Genomic DNA, 16,749 nt, shown 5'->3' with positions numbered 1-16,749 from the left:
CTAACCCCCTGTTATACCCCTGTTAACCCCCTGTAATTACCCTGTTAATATATAACCTGATTTTCATTAATTGTTGGGATGTACCTCGGTACCATAGAGCGACATTGCTGGTCAATAAGATCAGATTATCAATCCGTTTTAAACTGCAATGATGAGGGGGTAAAGTGTGTAATGCCAATGAAATCGGCGTGTTTGAACAGTGGAGAGGTGGGGAGCCTGTAAATGCCCTGTAAAATGCGTTGAATAGCGCAAAAAACCTGTTATTTTATCAGAATTTTTACTAAATTTGTGTCACAATTTATTTATTGAAAACGTAAGTGTAATAACATAATTGTACATGTTGTTTTATGTTTTCTATTTTTTAACAATTTAAAGATCATAGTTGTAAATGATTAAAATTACACTACCGGATGGTTCCGTAAGAGAGTATCAAAAAGGAATCACTGCTGCAGAGATTGCGTTATCCATCTCAGAGGGGCTTGCAAGAAACGTTCTTGCTGCCGAAGTAAATGGCGAAGTGTGGGATTCTGCCCGTGCTATTGAAAATGATGCTACTGTTAAGTTATTAACCTGGAATGATACCAAAGGTAAATCCACTTTTTGGCATTCTTCAGCCCACTTACTGGCTGAGGCTTTGGAGGCATTGTATCCAGGGATTAAATTTGGTATTGGTCCCGCGATTGAAACCGGATTTTACTACGATGTTGATTTTGGTGATCGTGAATTCTCGTCTGATGACTTTAAAGCCATCGAAGACAAGATGCTGGAGCTGGCTAAACGGAAAGAAACATTTGAACGTAAAGCTGTTTCGAAATCGGATGCATTGGCTTACTTTACTGAAAAAGGAGATGAGTATAAGCTAGATTTAATCAAAGACTTGGAAGATGGAAAGATTACTTTCTACACGCAAGGGGAATTTACAGATTTATGTCGTGGCCCTCATATTCCAAATACTGGGTTTATCAAAGCGATTAAATTGACTAATGTTGCCGGCGCTTACTGGAGGGGTGATGAGTCTCGCAAACAGTTGACACGTATTTATGGTGTTACGTTCCCTAAGGCATCGGAGCTTACAGAGTATTTGAAATTTATAGAAGAGGCGAAAAAACGCGATCACCGTAAACTTGGGAAAGAGTTGGAACTTTTTGCTTTTTCTGAAAAAGTTGGTGCAGGTTTGCCACTTTGGTTGCCTAAAGGAGCTGCATTACGTCAAAAGCTGATAGACTTTTTGCAGAAAGCACAGTTAAACTCTGGGTATGAGCCTGTTGTTACGCCGCATATCGGGCATAAGCAGTTATATGTGACTTCTGGACACTATGAGAAATATGGCGCGGATTCATTTCAACCAATAAAGACTCCGATCGAAGGAGAAGAGTTTTTGTTAAAACCAATGAACTGTCCGCATCATTGTGAAATTTATAAAGTAAAACCACGCTCGTATAAGGACTTACCGGTTCGCTTTGCTGAGTTTGGTACTGTATATCGTTACGAGCAATCTGGTGAGCTTCACGGTTTGACAAGGGTTCGTGGGTTTACGCAAGATGATGCACATTTGTTTTGCCGTCCTGATCAGGTTAAAGATGAATTCAAAAAGGTAATAGACTTGGTTCTTTATGTATTTGGAGCGTTAGGCTTTAATGAATATACAGCACAAGTGTCATTACGTGATCCTGAAAACCGTACAAAATATATTGGTACTGACGAAAATTGGGCTTTGGCTGAGTCTGCGATTATTGAGGCTGCTGAAGAGAAAGGTTTACCGACAGTCGTGGAATATGGAGAGGCGGCTTTCTATGGTCCTAAGTTAGACTTTATGGTGAAGGATGCTTTAGGACGGAAGTGGCAATTGGGTACAATACAGGTCGATTATAATTTACCTGAGCGTTTTGAATTGGAATATACTGGAAGTGATAATATGAAACATCGTCCAGTAATGATTCACCGTGCACCTTTTGGATCTTTGGAGCGTTTTGTAGCTGTACTGATCGAACATTGTGCGGGACAATTCCCGTTATGGCTTGCACCTGAGCAATTTATCGTCTTGCCAGTGTCAGAAAAATACGAAGAATATGCGCAAAATGTTTTGAATTCGCTAAATAATTCCGATATTCGCGGACTGATAGACTTACGTGACGAGAAAGTGGGCAGAAAAATCAGAGACGCCGAAGTGAAAAAGCTTCCTTATATGTTGATTGTAGGGGAAAAAGAGGTGGAAAATGGCACAGTTTCTGTACGTAAACATGGCTCAGTGGAATTGGGAACAATGACTGCTGAGGCATTTAGAGATATATTAATTAAGGAAATAACCGTTTAATTTTTAAACATTTGGCATTAAAAAGACCCGGTGGTCCAAGACCACCAATGAGAAAGAAAGAACCAGATCACCGCATTAATGAGTTAATCAAGGTACCGGAGGTGCGCTTGGTAGGAGATAATGTGGAACAAGGAGTTTACCCTACGCGCAAAGCGTTAGAGTTGGCTGATGAGTTGGAACTTGATTTAGTGGAGATTTCGCCAAATGCTGTACCGCCGGTTTGTAAGATTATCGACTACAGTAAGTTTGTTTACGAACAGAAGAAGAAACAAAAGGAAATCAAAGCTAATGCAAAACAGACTGTTATTAAAGAAATCCGTTTCGGACCTAACTCTGGTGAGCATGATTTTGAGTTCAAATTGAAACATGCTATTAAGTTTCTAGAAAGTGGAGAGAAAGTTCGTGCTTATGTACACTTCAAAGGTCGTGCTATTGTACACAAGGATCAAGGTGAGATCTTGTTGTTACGCTTTGCTCAGGCTTTAGAGGATTACGGTAAGGTAGAGCTTTTACCGAAATTAGAAGGTAAACGCATGTTTTTAACAGTAGCTCCAAAGGCTCCTAAAAAATAATAAGAATTCTAACAGATTGATATAAAATTTATAAGTATTATGCCAAAAGTTAAAACCAATTCCAGCGCAAAGAAACGTTTCAAATTGACTGGAACAGGTAAAATTGCAAGAAAAAACGCTTTCAAAAGCCACATCTTGACAAAAAAGAGCACAAAACGTAAACGTAACTTAACACAAACAAGTTATGTATCTGATGGCGATATGGGCAACGTAAAACGTATGCTTGCTATCGGTAAATAAGTTTTATTCGATTTTATTAATAATAATTTTTTAACCGGGTACAAGGTTGTAAGTTCATTGAAATACATGACACCTTCTACCAAACTAATTTAAAAATATGCCACGTTCGGTTAACGCAGTAGCTTCTAGAAGAAGACGCAAAAAAATCCTAGGCCTTGCAAAAGGTTACTTTGGATCACGTAGCAAAGTTTATACTATTGCTAAAAATACAGTAGAAAAAGGTTTACAATACGCTTACCGCGATCGTAAAACCAAAAAACGCGAGTTTAGAGCTTTATGGATTCAACGTATCAACGCTGGAGCTCGTCAACACGGAATTTCTTATTCCCAATTGATCGGTAAATTAAACGCTAAGAATATTGGTTTGAACCGTAAGGTTTTAGCTGACTTAGCTTTAAATAACCCAGAAGCTTTCAAAGCAGTTGTAGACGCAGTAAAATAGAGTTTTTAATCCGCTGTCAATTTGTTAGAGATATTAAAGGAGCCTGTTAGGCTCCTTTTTTTGTTGTAACGGATGCTGTATCTTTTTTGGGACGTTATGTTCCAAGTAAAACCAATACATGCTGTATTTCATTTTATTTCTTATTCCACAATTATACTTTTGAGGCATTGACGTAGTATATTACAGCTCATATCCCTTTTAAATCTGAAATTAGGTTTGATTTTTGTTGAACTGTAGAAAATAGAGCATTATGAAACTAAGAACAATTACATTTGGATTTTCGCTTCTTTTAATCGGAAGCTTGGTTATAGCGGCCAAAGAGCCATTTTCCAAGGCTCTAACGAACGATGTGGTTAATCAAAAGGGAAAAGTTATCTCGATTGAAGGGGTAAACAATAACCGTACAATAGAGGCCAAAGGAGGAGAGATCGTACAAATAGAAGGAGCTGACAATAAAGTTGTGATTCGTGGCAATGTGAGCAAATTGATTATTGAGGGGAAGGGGAATACAGTAACAGGCAATGACATCGCAACGGTAACGATAGAAGGAGCAGACAATATGGTCAATATTGGTTCAGTAGAGACCGTTCAGATTGAGGGAGTCAAAAACCATGTCCATTATAAGTCTACGAAGAACAAATCTGGTCAGGTAAAAGTGTCTACTGAAGGCGCGGATAATATGGTGATGAAGATGAAATAATGTAAATCATATTTTCATAAAAAATGGTTTCGTATATTATTTACGAAACCATTTTTACGCGAGGTGGCAACTATGGTTTATCTGGATGATCCTCGGGATGACTGCTATTGGCTCTATCACCCTGGGATTGAAATTCCGCCTCAGCTTCGTTTTCTCTTTGTTTTGTAATTGAATAAGGCTTTAGAAAATCTTGATCAAAAGGATGAACTGTCGCAGCCTTCTGAATAATCTCATCGTTCTGATACGTCCGAATACAGGTGCCTTTTACACGTTCCGATTTATAGACGTAAGTTCCCCAAATACAGAAGAAAAAAATTGATTTTATAGTATCTTTATAATGTGTGAACAAGTCTTCTGTTTTATCAAAATAACTTTTGAACATAAGATGGGATACAATTCCATCAATAGTACAGAATACGGCCATAAATAGTGCAACCATAAAGAAGGTCTGAGCGAAAATATCGCGTTTCTTGACCAGCAAGATGCAGCTATAAATCAAACCCGCTAGTACCAATATATTACCGATTATTTCTAATAATAGTAAAGTTCTGTATAAAAAGGGGGAAACACCTTCCAGCTGATCTGCCGCCTGCCAAGTATTTAAATTAAAGAAGGACTGCTGGAAGAAAAATATACCGGATAGGGTCACTATATTTATAAATAGTACAATAAGCAGCACGATCATCCATCCGCCGATCTGATCGTGATAGATCTCGTCATAGGGTTTGATGATAAAAGCTCTGGTTTTATTATACTTTTTAACAATATACCAGATGATGGCTGGCACAAGAAGAACGAATAGTATTAGAATAAACCAATTAATTTCATTGACTGAAGAAGGGGTTCCTAAGCGAGGTATCCCATCTGTTACATATCCGTCATTGTCAAGATAAAAGCCATTATAAAAGATATCATCACGATCTGCAAAATCTGTATAATACTGTTTCAGGTCTTTTTGTTCAACAAAGGGTTCGTGGAAACTTAACGTGTATGCGAGCTTAATACTATCTTGATTTACTTCCAGTGTTTTACCGAAGACATACGCAGTCCTGTCAAAATAACTATTGTCCCTGTAATTACCAAATTCCTTTTTGCCTTTGTTGACAATATACATTTCGTAGGTTAGATCTGTTGGAAAAGAAAGGCTTAGGGGAGCTATACGATCCTCCATAATCTCTGGAAGCTTTTCATTGATATTTGTTCCCAACAAAGGAATATATTTTTTTGTAGATCCGCTTTCCTTCTTTCCAATGTTCTTTATTTTATACTTTTCGATGACCTCCACAATATTGTTCTCCATATCATCTTTGTATTGTATATGACCAGTTTTATTGATCTTGGGGTAGATCTTTGTATAATACTCTAAGTATTGCTTCTGTATGTCATTTTTGGCGCTACTTTGAAAATAACTGCGCATATCGTCCGCCTCATTTCCAACATAAGTTGTGTGGACATCCAGGGTAGCCTCAAATTTGCCTTCCAGTGTCAAGGTTTCCTTGACTTTAATATTGCCGGTAACATGCTGCGGTACGTCTGTAAGCTTTCCACTACCCATGGTGGAGAGTACTTTCCCATAAGCTGGGAAATACCTGTTTTTGATATCTCCACCCTGCTGAGTTATGGTGGGGTCAATATATTGGGAACGTCCACCAATATTAACTTCAATAACCATATGGTTGAAAGCATAGGGCGAGGGGAGCTCTTCCTGCAGGCCTCTATTCTTATAGGTATTGGCTAATACGAGTCCTACATCAATATTCTTGTTTTTGAGCATTGTAGCCAGCAGCATTGATTTATCCTTGCAATCGCCGTAGCGCTGGGAAAATACTTTTTCTGGAACATTTGCCCGGTGCGAATATTCTCCCATCTCAATACCCATATAACGTATCTCATTTTGTACAAAGTCGCAGGCTTTTTTCAGGTATGTATAGGGCTGTCCTTTGGACTCTTTCCAAAGTTGGTTGACGAAGGTTTGCAGTGTACTTGTCGTTGCTATTTGCGGGATGGGATTAATTTTACGGTTCCATTGATCAACTTCCTGCCAGGTATTAAATTCCGTGCATTGGATATATTTTAAAGGGTTGTACCATGACGGGCTATAATCTTCGTATTGAACCGTTTTGTCCGCCGTCAGCTCCCAGAAGAAATTTGTTGTATTTCCTGTTGACTGTTGCTGCACCTCAGGAGCGCCATTGAAACTCTTAAACTGAAGTTTGCGACCATTGGGTACAATATAGTTGAGATGGACCAGACCTGTAGGTTCATATCCCTGTAAGTAGTAGCTGTCGAAAAATTTCTGTTCAAATACTGGGTTTACACCTATTATTGAATAAGCAAATACAATCTTGTCGTCTTTACGTAAATCCTCCAAAACATAATGGGCCATTTGACTTCCGTTGTAGATAGATCTCGAAAGCTCTGTTTCGGAGGCAAGGAGCTTAAATTTTGCTTGCGGTAGTAGATTAATATCCTTGCCGTTGCGAATAACCTTTAGCTCATGTAGTTGAAGTTTTTGAAAATGCGGGTCAAAGGTTACCTGAATTTGCCCCAGATTTTCGATTCCAGTCTGATCAAATAGAACTTTTATGTCCTTATAATATCTTGTTTGGGTAGCCAAGTTTATTTGATGTTCGATTAGCTCATAGTAATATCCATCACTAATATCATCCAAATTTGGCTTTATGGCCTTTTTTGTAGTGGGCCGGAGCCAAGTTGGCGATGCCGTCTTTTGGATAGTTGTTTGGCTAAAAGACCAGGAAAATGCAGCTAGTACGAGTACAAAGGCAAATAGAAGATGGCTAAATCTTTTCATTAATTCATAATTTAGCCTAAGATAAGTAAAAATTGGAAGCAACGGTAGGCGAATTTAAGGAGTATTGGAAATTCGGCTTTAGTTGAGTCTAGGTTATCTAGCAACTAAAAGGGTTGTCCGTATATACGAACAACCCTTTTAGTTGCTAATCCGGTAATTTTATAATTTACTTTCTCTTTTTTTCTTTTTCTTAACGACTTTAGGCATTTGAGCTTGCTTTGCTTCATATTGTCTCTCAATATATTGTATAATTTCTGAGGCAATATCTTTTTTTGTCGCTTTCTCGATGCCTTCCAAACCAGGAGATGAGTTTACTTCCAGTACTAAAGGGCCTCTGTCAGAAGGAATCATATCTACACCACAAACCGTAAGTCCTAGCTGTGCCGCAGCCGCAATTGCTGTTTCTCTTTCAGCTTTACTTAACCGGATAATCTGAGCGGTGCCACCCCGATGGATATTTGATCTAAACTCACCCTCTTTCGCCGTGCGTTTCATCGCTCCAACAACTTTGCCGTCAACCACGAATGCACGAATATCAGAGCCTTTAGACTCTTTGATGAACTCTTGGATCAGGATATTATTGCCCAGGCCGTAGAACGCTTCTATAACAGAAGAGGCCGCTTTTTTGGTTTCGGCAAGTACAACACCGATACCTTGGGTTCCCTCGAGTAGTTTAATGACTAAAGGAGCTCCACCTACCATACTGATGAGATCGTCCACATCGGAGGCTGTGCGTGCAAATCCTGTAATCGGGAGTCCGATACCTGCCCCGGATAAAATCTGTAGGCATCTCAATTTGTCTCGGGAACGCGTAATGGCTTGACTGGGATTTGCGGAAATGACATCCATCACCTCAAATTGTCTAACGATAGCAGATCCATAGAATGTTACCGATGCTCCTATCCGGGGAATAATGGCATCAATATCACTGAGATCCTGTCCTTTATAATGAATACTGGGTTTACCTTGTTGAATGCCTACATAACATTTGCTGTGATCGATGACAACACATTCGTGTCCTCTTTGTTGTGCGGCTTCTACGAGACGACGAGTTGAGTATAAACTCTTTACTGTCGATAATACGGCAATTTTCACGATTTGTATATTGAATATATTTTGTGCTAAGATAACAAAATAGCTTGGCTAATTGTTTTATTTTACCAGGGTCTTCGTCGACAGATTTTCTTTGGAAACATCGACCAAAAATCTTTTGTTTAAGAAATTTTTACCCAACAGCATAGGATAGGTCATTTGTGATCTATTTCTAAAGGAGATCTTAATGCTAAATACCTGGTTATATAATGTTGCTGTTGTGCGGATATAGTAACGCTTTTCTTCTTGGCCAAAAGAACTTTTCACTAGTTTTGTCCTATAGAGTTTTAACTTCAGTGTTTTTGTTTCTTTTGTCCCAAAATTTGTTATAAGTTCACAGATAATCCAATCCTGACCATCTTCCTTAACGATCTCGTACGAATTGCAATGTAGTACCGATGAAGCAGCGCCGGTATCGACTTTTGCTTCTATACCATATATTCCCAATTCAGGTAAATCAAGGGTCTCTTTCCAGCCCACAAGAAGTTTCTCTTTCATTTATACCAAATTGAAAAAATAGCCCTGTCGCCTGTATAAGCAGGGGACAGGGATGAAAATCTTTTATTCGTAGATAAATTCTCCGTAAGGAGAGGTTATAGTAACTTTTTTAGCAGTAGATTCTTCCACGCGACCTATGATTTGAGCCGGAATGCCAAACGACTCTGAAATAGCAATGATATCCGATGCAATTGATTCCGGTACATATAATTCCATACGATGTCCCATATTAAATACTTTGTACATTTCTTTCCAGTCTGTATTGGATTCTTTCTGTATTAATTCAAAAAGAGGTGGGATCGGGAAAAGATTATCTTTGATGACATGCACATTATCAACGAAGTGTAAAACCTTTGTTTGCGCTCCACCTGAGCAATGCACCATTCCGTCGATTTGTGAACGATACTTGTCCAGTATTTGTTTGATAACAGGCGCATAAGTACGCGTCGCCGAAAGAACAAGCTTACCCGCAGTTATTTTTTCTCCTGTTTCAACTTCGATTTCATTGGTGAGGTCCTGGCTTCCAGCGAAAACTAGTTCGTAAGGAACAGCTGGATCATACGCTTCAGGATATTTTTCAGCTACTTTTTTGTTAAATACATCATGACGTGCAGAAGTTAGTCCATTGGAACCCATTCCGCCATTGTACGTCTGTTCATAGGTTGCTTTTCCATTCGATGCCAATCCAACAATTACATTGCCACCTTTGATGCGATGATTTGAAATGACGTCTTCACGTTTCATACGACAGGTCACCGTACTATCAACAATGATGGTGCGAACAAGGTCGCCAACGTCGGCCGTTTCACCTCCTGTAGAATAGATGCCAATTCCCAAATCCCGAAGTTCAGATAGAATCTCTTCTGTGCCATTGATGATTTCTGCGATCACCTCTCCAGGAATAAGATTTTTATTTCTGCCAATCGTTGAGGATAAAAGAATGTTATCGATGGCTCCCACGCAAAGCAAGTCGTCAATATTCATGATAATTGCATCCTGTGCTATACCTTTCCACACTGAAATATCACCGGTTTCCTTCCAGTATACATAAGCCAATGAAGATTTGGTACCAGCACCATCCGCATGCATAATATTACACCAGTCTGGATCTCCACCCAAAATATCTGGAATTATTTTGCAAAATGCTTTGGGAAACAGACCCTTATCTATATTTTTTATCGCATTGTGCACATCCTCTTTCCCTGCGGATACGCCTCGTTGATTGTATTTTAAATCTGACATCTTAGGGCAAAAATAAGCAATAGGACTGAATTAAAGAACCTAATTCGTGTAATTTAATCACTTATTATTATGCGCCAATGTTGAATTAGATTTTCGAGATTACTTTTCGCATTGGCCGGACTTGTGCTGGGTAAGCATCTGTACATAATGTCTTCTCGTTTGTTGAAATGCTTTAAATACAAACTGTACGCTTTTTGTCCGTTAAAAATAATTTGTGTGATTGTGGGAAAGGTTTGCAGCAGCTCGTCAATCGGATTCGGAACTTCATTTTGTATGGCTAAATCCATACTGCCGGGACGAGAGGCTTCTGCACAAACATCCCAAAGACCAATGTTGTTTTTGAGTAATAAATCTATCTTCTCCGTATAATTTGTTTGTTCCGGTGCATTGAACAAATTGGTGATTACTTTCCAAAAGCGATTTTGTGGATGTGCATAATATTCATTTTCTGCCAGAGATTTATCTCCGGGCAACGAGCCAAGGATGAGTATTTCTGTCGTCGAATTGACTAAGGGTAGAAAGGATTTTTTGCGCATGATCAAAAATAGCAATTTTAAATTTTCCTTTGAAATATGAAAATTATTGTAGTATATTTATGATATTAAAATGATATCAAATATATATTAACAATTATGGAAAAACTAATTAAACCAATGTCAGGCTATTTAGCTTTATTGATAGCTGTTGTCTCGTTTGTGGCAGCTATATTTTCATTTGCGAGCGTAGAAGAAAGTTCGCTGTATGTTGTATTGGGAGTGGTATTAATGATTGCTACTTTTTTTATTTTAAAGGGATTGATGATTATTAATCCAAATCATTCACGTGTGCTGAATTTCTTCGGAAAATATGTAGGTACCGTTAAGGAAAATGGATTGTTTTTTGTCAATCCGTTGTATTCAACGATTAAAGTAAGTCTTCGTTCGGATAACTTACAGGGACAGACACTGAAAGTAAATGACAAGATGGGAAACCCAATTGAGATTGGGGCAGTGATCGTGTGGCAAGTGGGTGACACGTATAAAGCTGCTTATGATGTCAGTAACTACACATCTTATGTACGCACGCAGAGTGAAGCAGCAGTAAGACATTTGGCCGGAAGCTTTCCTTACGATAACTTGGAAGATGAAGGAGCGGAGATCACCTTGCGTGAAGGTGGGGATACCGTAAATCATATTCTTGAACAAGAATTGTCGGATCGTTTGGCGCCAGCTGGCGTTATTATTAAGGAAGCAAGAATCAGCCATTTGGCCTACGCGTCAGAAATCGCTGGTGCGATGCTTCAAAGACAGCAAGCCGCTGCAATTGTCGCTGCGCGCTCAAAGATTGTAGATGGAGCTGTAGGTATGGTTGAAATGGCACTAAAAAAGCTGTCCGAAAAAGATATTGTAGAGCTGGATAACGAGAAAAAAGCAGCAATGGTCAGCAATTTAATGGTGGTACTCTGTGGAGAGAAAGCAGCGACACCAATTGTAAATACAGGTACGTTGTACCAATAAACGAAATGAAATGGCGGATAAGAAAAACTTTATGCTACGCTTAGACGACCAAATGTACAAAGCATTGGAAAAATGGGCTGCAGATGAGTTTAGAAGTGTTAATGGGCAGATAGAATATCTTTTACATAAGGCACTGCAAGAAAATAAAAGATTGGGTGCAGAAAAAAAGACTGCTGATAAGAAATAGCCTATAGTAAGGAACGAAAACTGTACCTTTGGCCTCGCAATTAATAAAGCCAAAGGTACTTTTTATTTAATGTTTTAACGATAGAAGATGAAGATTAATCCAGCGTACAAGTTATTGGTCGTAAGTACAAGCACGATCCATGGGAGTGAGTTTTTAGCTTATATTAAGCACGATTTTGTCGAATTTATTCAGTCAGACGAATTGCTGTTTGTCCCTTTTGCGAGACCTTCAGGAATTTCCTTTGATGCTTATACCGCTAAGGTACAAGATGCCCTGAAAGATGAGGGCGTGACGGTTAGGGGGCTCCATGAGTTTGACAATATGAAGAAGGCTATTCAGGATGCTAAAGCTATTTTTATTGGTGGAGGAAATACATTTTTACTCTTAAAAACGCTGTATGATCTGGATTTGGTTCCGCAACTGCGCGTACAAGTAGCAAAGGGGATTCCATATGTGGGCACATCCGCGGGGTCCAATTTGACCGGATTAACAATTGGAACCACGAATGATATGCCTATTGTTTATCCGCCTAGTTTTAACGCACTTGGTTTCTTACCTTTTAATATCAATCCACATTATTTGGATCCAGATCCAAATTCTACACATAAAGGAGAGACGAGGGAAACGCGAATTCAGGAATTTCATCAATTGAACAGCCAACCTGTTATAGGCTTGCGTGAAGGTAGCTGGCTACACGTAAATGACGGGACCATTGTACTGCAAGGTGGTTTAAAAGCACGGTTGTTTAAGGCGGGGCTTGAACCTGTAGAGCTAGCACCTGGATTAATTAATTTTTAAGCTATTGTAAAGTTAATGGGCAAGGAACGTCAAATGGACCGTTCAGCGCAGTGGTAGACGATTTTATGAAAAGCTGGCCCTAATTCCCATTGGAAAAAATAGTTTTTCAGATTGTTGAAAATAATACAAAATAAGCTACTTTTGCGCTAAATCCATTAAAATTTTCTTCCAATGGAACAAAATTCAGCATTACACCCGGCCGATATCGCGGAAGAAATATCGCGTTTAAGTAAAGGGGAGCAACATCAAGAGTTTATGGACTATCCTTTGGAGGATAGATTGGAGATCTTTTCTTTTTTTGAAATGGATGTTCAATATACGTTGATCAAATCCATGACGGAGCATGAGCTGTCCGAATTGCTGAATAATTTGAAGCCGGATACCCGGAATGAATTATTGTCGGAATTGCCGGATGATCTGATTAAATATCTGATCAATCTATTGAATGAGCGCGAGAAGCAAATGGCTTTGGAGCTGATCGGATATAAAGAGGATAGTATAGCCCGACTTATGACACCAATGTATGTGCAAGTTCGTCCTTATTATACTGTTGATGATGTCTTTCGGCATATTAAAGTTTTTGGAAGGAAAGCTGAAACGCTCAATTTTATTTATGTAGTTGATGAGAAAAACGTATTGATCGATGACTTGAAAATTGGTCAATTACTACTATCGGATTCTTCTACTAAGATTTCCGACTTAATTGACTACAATTTTGCCGCGATTAAAGCCTCTACACCCATGGAAGAGGCCTTCGAGATTTTTCAAAAATATGACCGCAGTGCTTTGCCTATCGTTACAGAAGCAGGGGTGTTGGTTGGAATTGTGACATTTGATGATGTGTTGGACCGAATTGAAGATCGCGATACAGAAGATATCCAGCGATTTGGAGGGATGGAAGAATTGGATCTGGCTTATACCAAAACCCCCTTGTTGCAATTGATTCAAAAAAGAGCTGGCTGGTTAATCATTTTGTTTTTTAGCGAAATGCTTACAGCCTCAGCAATGGGCTTTTTTGAGGGGGAATTGGAAAAAGCGGTTGTGCTTGCTTTGTTTGTTCCTTTAATTATATCCAGTGGAGGTAATTCGGGGTCGCAGGCGGCATCTTTAATTATTCGTGCCATGGCGCTCGGAGAGTTAAAGCTTAAAGATTGGTGGTATGTGATGAAGCGCGAAGTTTCTTCCGGTTTAATTTTAGGTGGGATATTAGGTTCGATCGGATTTCTACGGATATTGGCCTGGCATTTTCTTGGTCTATATGACTATGGTCCTTATTGGATTTCAATTGGCTTTACGGTTGCGGTTTCCTTATTGTTTATTGTTTTATGGGGAACTTTGTCGGGATCGTTTATTCCATTTATCCTACGTCGGTTCGGTTTGGATCCAGCGACAGCATCAGCGCCGTTTGTTGCAACGTTGGTGGATGTCTCCGGATTGATTATCTATTTTACTGTTGCAGCATTCTTTCTGCACGGAAAACTACTGTAGTTCAGATGTCATCTATCCATTCTTGTAATCTGCACTCTTCTTTTTAGCATGTTTTTTTGTCCGATCTTGTGTTTATTTGAAGTAGTCCATAATGGAACACAAGGAGATAGACAAAGAAGCTGAAAGCGTATTGCTTGTTTATAAATTGAGTCTGCGGTATAATTTTTCCTTTAAACCGCCTTTTTGTGCAATATAAATTCCTTTTTTTCCGGAAAATAAAAAAGCGACTATACACGCTATCGCTATAAATAAGATAGGTTGAATCCCAAATAATTCATAACCCATTACAATACAGGCGAGCGGGGTGTTTGTAGCGCCTGAAAATACGGCTACAAAGCCCATGGCAGCCAGCAGGCTGATGGGAAGTGGAATAACGGTGCTTAATGCACTCCCCAAGGTTGCCCCAATAAAAAATAGCGGGGTGACTTCTCCGCCTTTAAATCCGGCAGAAAGGGTAAAAGTCGTTAAAAGCAATTTAATGATAAAGTCATAATAATTCGACTGATCGACAAATGCATTCTGAATCATTGGTATGCCAAGTCCAATATAGCTGTTGCTGTGAAATAACGTAATGATAAGTACCAAAATAATACCGCCAATCGCCGGTCTAAGCAGAGGATATTTAATTCGTTTGAATTGAAGGCTAAAGAAATCGCTGGCAAATGTAAAAAGCCATGCTGTAACGCCAAATAGAATGCCTGCGGCAAGGCTAAATCCAATATTGGTTAAGGACAGCATTGGAATAACATCATGAAGTGGATAATGGGTGTGTGGAATATTCCATAATTGACAGCTGAAGTTTGCAAAAAAGGCGGTAAATAAACAGGGCAGGATACCGAAATATCTTTTTTTGCCAATCAATAGTACTTCCAGGCCGAATATCGTTCCGGCGAGCGGGGTGCCAAACACAGCGGCGAATCCTGCAGTGATGCCGATCGAAATTAAGATGCGACGTTCAGTTTTATCGAAGTCAAACCAGCGATTAAGCTGATCGGAAACTGCTCCACCGATCTGTACAGCAGTTCCTTCACGGCCTGCCGAGCCCCCAAACAGATGTGTAAGTAAAGTTCCGAATAAGACAAGCGGCGCCATGATAAGCGGAATGCGGCGTTGGGGATGAAGGTATTCTTCAATCAGCAGGTTATTTCCTTTGCTTGATGGATCGCCCCAATACTTATAGGACAATGCTATGGCAAATCCTGCTAGGGGAAGTCCATAAATTATACAAGGATGAGCCTCGCGGTACTGCGTTACCCAATTGAGGGAAAAGAGAAAAAACGCACAAATAGATCCGACAATGAAACCTATCGCACTACAGGAGATAAGCCATTTAAGAAAAAAATGAAGATTGCTTTGATTTGAATGTGTTATAGCCATAAGTCTACACTTTATATAAAATTGTTGTTTTATACTAAAATAGTAGACGTCATCAGCTTATCAGGGCGGTTCAAGGCAGACATCATTGCCATATTTATTTCAAATCTACAAAAAACGAACGATAACAGCAACCCAGCCTGCGATCATAAGCAATCCGCCGAGCGGGGTAATTGGGCCAAGAAACTTTAGATTCTTTTTCCAGTATTCAGCAAACGATAGAAAATATATACTTACAGAGAATAAAATAGTTCCTAGTGTGATCAGATAAAATGCCACTCGTTCAGACTGAAGCTCAAACCGAAAATTGAATCCTAGAATCAATAGGGTTAGTGCAGCATACATTTGATATCGCACGCCGACCTCAAAGGATTCCAGTTTTTCAGCGGATAGGATTTTTTTGAACGCATGGGCTCCAAATGCACCTAGGATAATAGCGAAGCCGCCAAATAGAGCGGCCGTGATGATGACAACGTTTTGCATGCCTGAATTTACTAAATTGTGGGTTTAATCATATCAATATGAAGGATTCCGTAATCAGGGTAGGGCTCGGAGATTTGTTTAAACCCTAATTTTTCATAAAAGGATTTTAAATGAAATTGTGCGCCTATTTGTATCTCGCCTTCACCAAATTCTTTATAGAGAGATTCGATGGAATGAATCATTAATTGTTGACTCAAACCGGTTCCGCGAGCTTGCTCAGCGACAATGACCCGACCGATGGAAGCCTGCGGATAGGAGAGACCAGGGGGAACTAATCTCGTGTATGCAATGATATCATCATTGTGTTCCGCCCAAAGATGGAGACAAGCAAAGTCCTTATCGTCCAATTCAGGATATAAGCATTCTTGTTCCAAAACAAAAACTTCCATTCGAAGCTTTAAGATACGATACAGTTCTTTATTGTTGAGTTCATCAAACTTCTTGAGGTTCCACTGAAAATCCATCATTAAAATAAAAAAAAGAGTCAAATTAAATCGATATATCAGGGAAGACATACCCGATTTAATTTGACTCGAGTGATTTGAAAACTTTTATGCGAGAAGACTTTTAACGACTTCAGAGATTGTTTTGCCATCAGCTTGTCCTGCAAGCTTTTGATTTGTTGCACCCATTACTTTACCCATATCTTTAATGGAAGAAGCTCCTGTTTCTACGATAATTGCTTTGACAATGGTTTCAACTTCTTCTTTGCTTAACTGTTTAGGTAGGTAAGCCTCGATTACTTTTTCTTCCTCAACTTCAATTTCATACAGATCTTCACGGTTTTGCGTCTTATAAATTTCAGCAGATTCGCGACGTTGTTTGACAAGTTTTTGTAACACTTTAATCTCCGCCTCCTGGCTAAGATCTTCTGCATGACCTTTTTCTGTTTTCGCTAAGAGGATAGCTGCTTTAATCGCACGTAAACCACGTAATTTTGCCGTGTTTTTTGCGATCATTGCCGCTTTAATGTCTTGATTTATTTGTATTTCTAATGACATGATATTTAAA

The 16,749-nt window shown here is 39.2% G+C and carries 18 protein-coding genes and 1 riboswitch; of the genes, 9 read left to right on the top strand and 9 right to left on the bottom strand.

The features are described 5' to 3' along the window. The first annotated feature begins 388 nt into the window (after positions 1-388). The 5 genes from thrS (at position 389) to B3P16_RS10230 (ending at position 4,268) form a co-directional block, all read left to right on the top strand. A complete protein-coding gene (gene thrS / locus B3P16_RS10250; protein ID WP_286842839.1) occupies positions 389-2,314 on the top strand; it encodes a threonine--tRNA ligase in 1,926 nt (641 codons plus the stop codon). Between the two features lie 11 nt (positions 2,315-2,325). After that, positions 2,326-2,886, top strand: a complete 561-nt coding sequence (gene infC, locus B3P16_RS10245; RefSeq protein ID WP_083295912.1) for a translation initiation factor IF-3 — start codon at positions 2,326-2,328, stop codon at positions 2,884-2,886. Between the two features lie 39 nt (positions 2,887-2,925). Further along, positions 2,926-3,126: a 50S ribosomal protein L35 gene (gene rpmI, locus B3P16_RS10240; RefSeq protein WP_002993964.1), complete on the top strand. Its 201-nt coding sequence runs from the start codon at positions 2,926-2,928 to the stop codon at positions 3,124-3,126. Between the two features lie 97 nt (positions 3,127-3,223). After that, the gene (gene rplT / locus B3P16_RS10235) at positions 3,224-3,568 is read left to right on the top strand and encodes a 50S ribosomal protein L20 (protein WP_046674462.1); all 345 of its coding nucleotides are present in this window, start codon (positions 3,224-3,226) and stop codon (positions 3,566-3,568) included. Between the two features lie 250 nt (positions 3,569-3,818). Continuing rightward, positions 3,819-4,268 carry a DUF3060 domain-containing protein gene (locus tag B3P16_RS10230; protein ID WP_286842836.1) on the top strand — a complete coding sequence of 150 codons (450 nt, stop codon included), beginning with the start codon at positions 3,819-3,821 and terminating at the stop codon, positions 4,266-4,268. A 70-nt stretch (positions 4,269-4,338) separates the two neighbouring features. Here B3P16_RS10230 and B3P16_RS10225 read toward each other — a convergent pair whose 3' ends face one another. The 5 genes from B3P16_RS10225 to B3P16_RS10205 all read right to left on the bottom strand — a co-directional run bounded on the left by B3P16_RS10225 (position 4,339) and on the right by B3P16_RS10205 (position 10,448). Beyond that, on the bottom strand, positions 4,339-7,080 hold the full coding sequence (locus B3P16_RS10225; protein ID WP_286842834.1) for a DUF3857 domain-containing protein: 2,742 nt from the start codon (positions 7,078-7,080) through the stop codon (positions 4,339-4,341). A gap of 159 nt (positions 7,081-7,239) precedes the next feature. After that, the gene (gene rimK, locus B3P16_RS10220; RefSeq protein ID WP_070565651.1) at positions 7,240-8,175 is read right to left on the bottom strand and encodes a 30S ribosomal protein S6--L-glutamate ligase; all 936 of its coding nucleotides are present in this window, start codon (positions 8,173-8,175) and stop codon (positions 7,240-7,242) included. A gap of 57 nt (positions 8,176-8,232) precedes the next feature. Then, positions 8,233-8,670 carry an ATP-dependent zinc protease gene (locus B3P16_RS10215; protein WP_070565649.1) on the bottom strand — a complete coding sequence of 146 codons (438 nt, stop codon included), beginning with the start codon at positions 8,668-8,670 and terminating at the stop codon, positions 8,233-8,235. 63 nt (positions 8,671-8,733) lie between these two features. After that, a complete protein-coding gene (locus B3P16_RS10210) occupies positions 8,734-9,912 on the bottom strand; it encodes an AIR synthase related protein (protein ID WP_115050721.1) in 1,179 nt (392 codons plus the stop codon). A gap of 53 nt (positions 9,913-9,965) precedes the next feature. Next, complete coding sequence (locus tag B3P16_RS10205; RefSeq protein WP_070565645.1) at positions 9,966-10,448, bottom strand: DNA-deoxyinosine glycosylase; 483 nt, start codon at positions 10,446-10,448, stop codon at positions 9,966-9,968. A 96-nt stretch (positions 10,449-10,544) separates the two neighbouring features. Here B3P16_RS10205 and B3P16_RS10200 point away from each other — a divergent pair, with 96 nt between their 5' ends. From B3P16_RS10200 to mgtE, 4 genes are all read left to right on the top strand, one after another. Continuing rightward, positions 10,545-11,408 (top strand): SPFH domain-containing protein, encoded by an 864-nt coding sequence (locus B3P16_RS10200; protein WP_286753775.1) that lies wholly within the window; start codon positions 10,545-10,547, stop codon positions 11,406-11,408. Positions 11,409-11,418: 10 nt separating this feature from the next. Beyond that, on the top strand, positions 11,419-11,595 hold the full coding sequence (locus B3P16_RS10195) for a ribbon-helix-helix domain-containing protein (protein WP_153848792.1): 177 nt from the start codon (positions 11,419-11,421) through the stop codon (positions 11,593-11,595). A gap of 87 nt (positions 11,596-11,682) precedes the next feature. After that, positions 11,683-12,393: a dipeptidase PepE gene (gene pepE / locus B3P16_RS10190; protein WP_070565639.1), complete on the top strand. Its 711-nt coding sequence runs from the start codon at positions 11,683-11,685 to the stop codon at positions 12,391-12,393. A 171-nt stretch (positions 12,394-12,564) separates the two neighbouring features. After that, positions 12,565-13,881, top strand: a complete 1,317-nt coding sequence (gene mgtE, locus B3P16_RS10185) for a magnesium transporter (protein WP_070565637.1) — start codon at positions 12,565-12,567, stop codon at positions 13,879-13,881. Positions 13,882-14,019: 138 nt separating this feature from the next. On the opposite strand, the gene B3P16_RS10180 is transcribed toward mgtE, so the two are convergent. The 4 genes from B3P16_RS10180 to B3P16_RS10165 all read right to left on the bottom strand — a co-directional run bounded on the left by B3P16_RS10180 (position 14,020) and on the right by B3P16_RS10165 (position 16,739). Beyond that, positions 14,020-15,258, bottom strand: a complete 1,239-nt coding sequence (locus B3P16_RS10180) for a voltage-gated chloride channel family protein (protein ID WP_286842831.1) — start codon at positions 15,256-15,258, stop codon at positions 14,020-14,022. A gap of 36 nt (positions 15,259-15,294) precedes the next feature. After that, positions 15,295-15,357: riboswitch (Fluoride riboswitch) on the bottom strand. Between the two features lie 6 nt (positions 15,358-15,363). Further along, positions 15,364-15,738, bottom strand: coding sequence for a DUF423 domain-containing protein (locus B3P16_RS10175; protein ID WP_115050725.1), 375 nt, complete (start codon positions 15,736-15,738; stop codon positions 15,364-15,366). A gap of 11 nt (positions 15,739-15,749) precedes the next feature. After that, entirely contained in the window at positions 15,750-16,205 is a 456-nt protein-coding gene (locus tag B3P16_RS10170; protein ID WP_070565631.1) for a GNAT family N-acetyltransferase, read from the bottom strand. Positions 16,206-16,289: 84 nt separating this feature from the next. Then, positions 16,290-16,739, bottom strand: coding sequence for a GatB/YqeY domain-containing protein (locus B3P16_RS10165; RefSeq protein ID WP_286842827.1), 450 nt, complete (start codon positions 16,737-16,739; stop codon positions 16,290-16,292). Between the last annotated feature and the right edge of the window lie 10 nt (positions 16,740-16,749).

The sequence above is a fragment of the Sphingobacterium sp. UBA7631 genome (assembly GCF_002483935.1).
Classification (GTDB): Bacteria; Bacteroidota; Bacteroidia; order Sphingobacteriales; family Sphingobacteriaceae; genus Sphingobacterium; species Sphingobacterium multivorum.
Note: the sequence above shows the minus strand (reverse complement) of the source record. Positions and strands in the feature narration are given on the sequence as shown.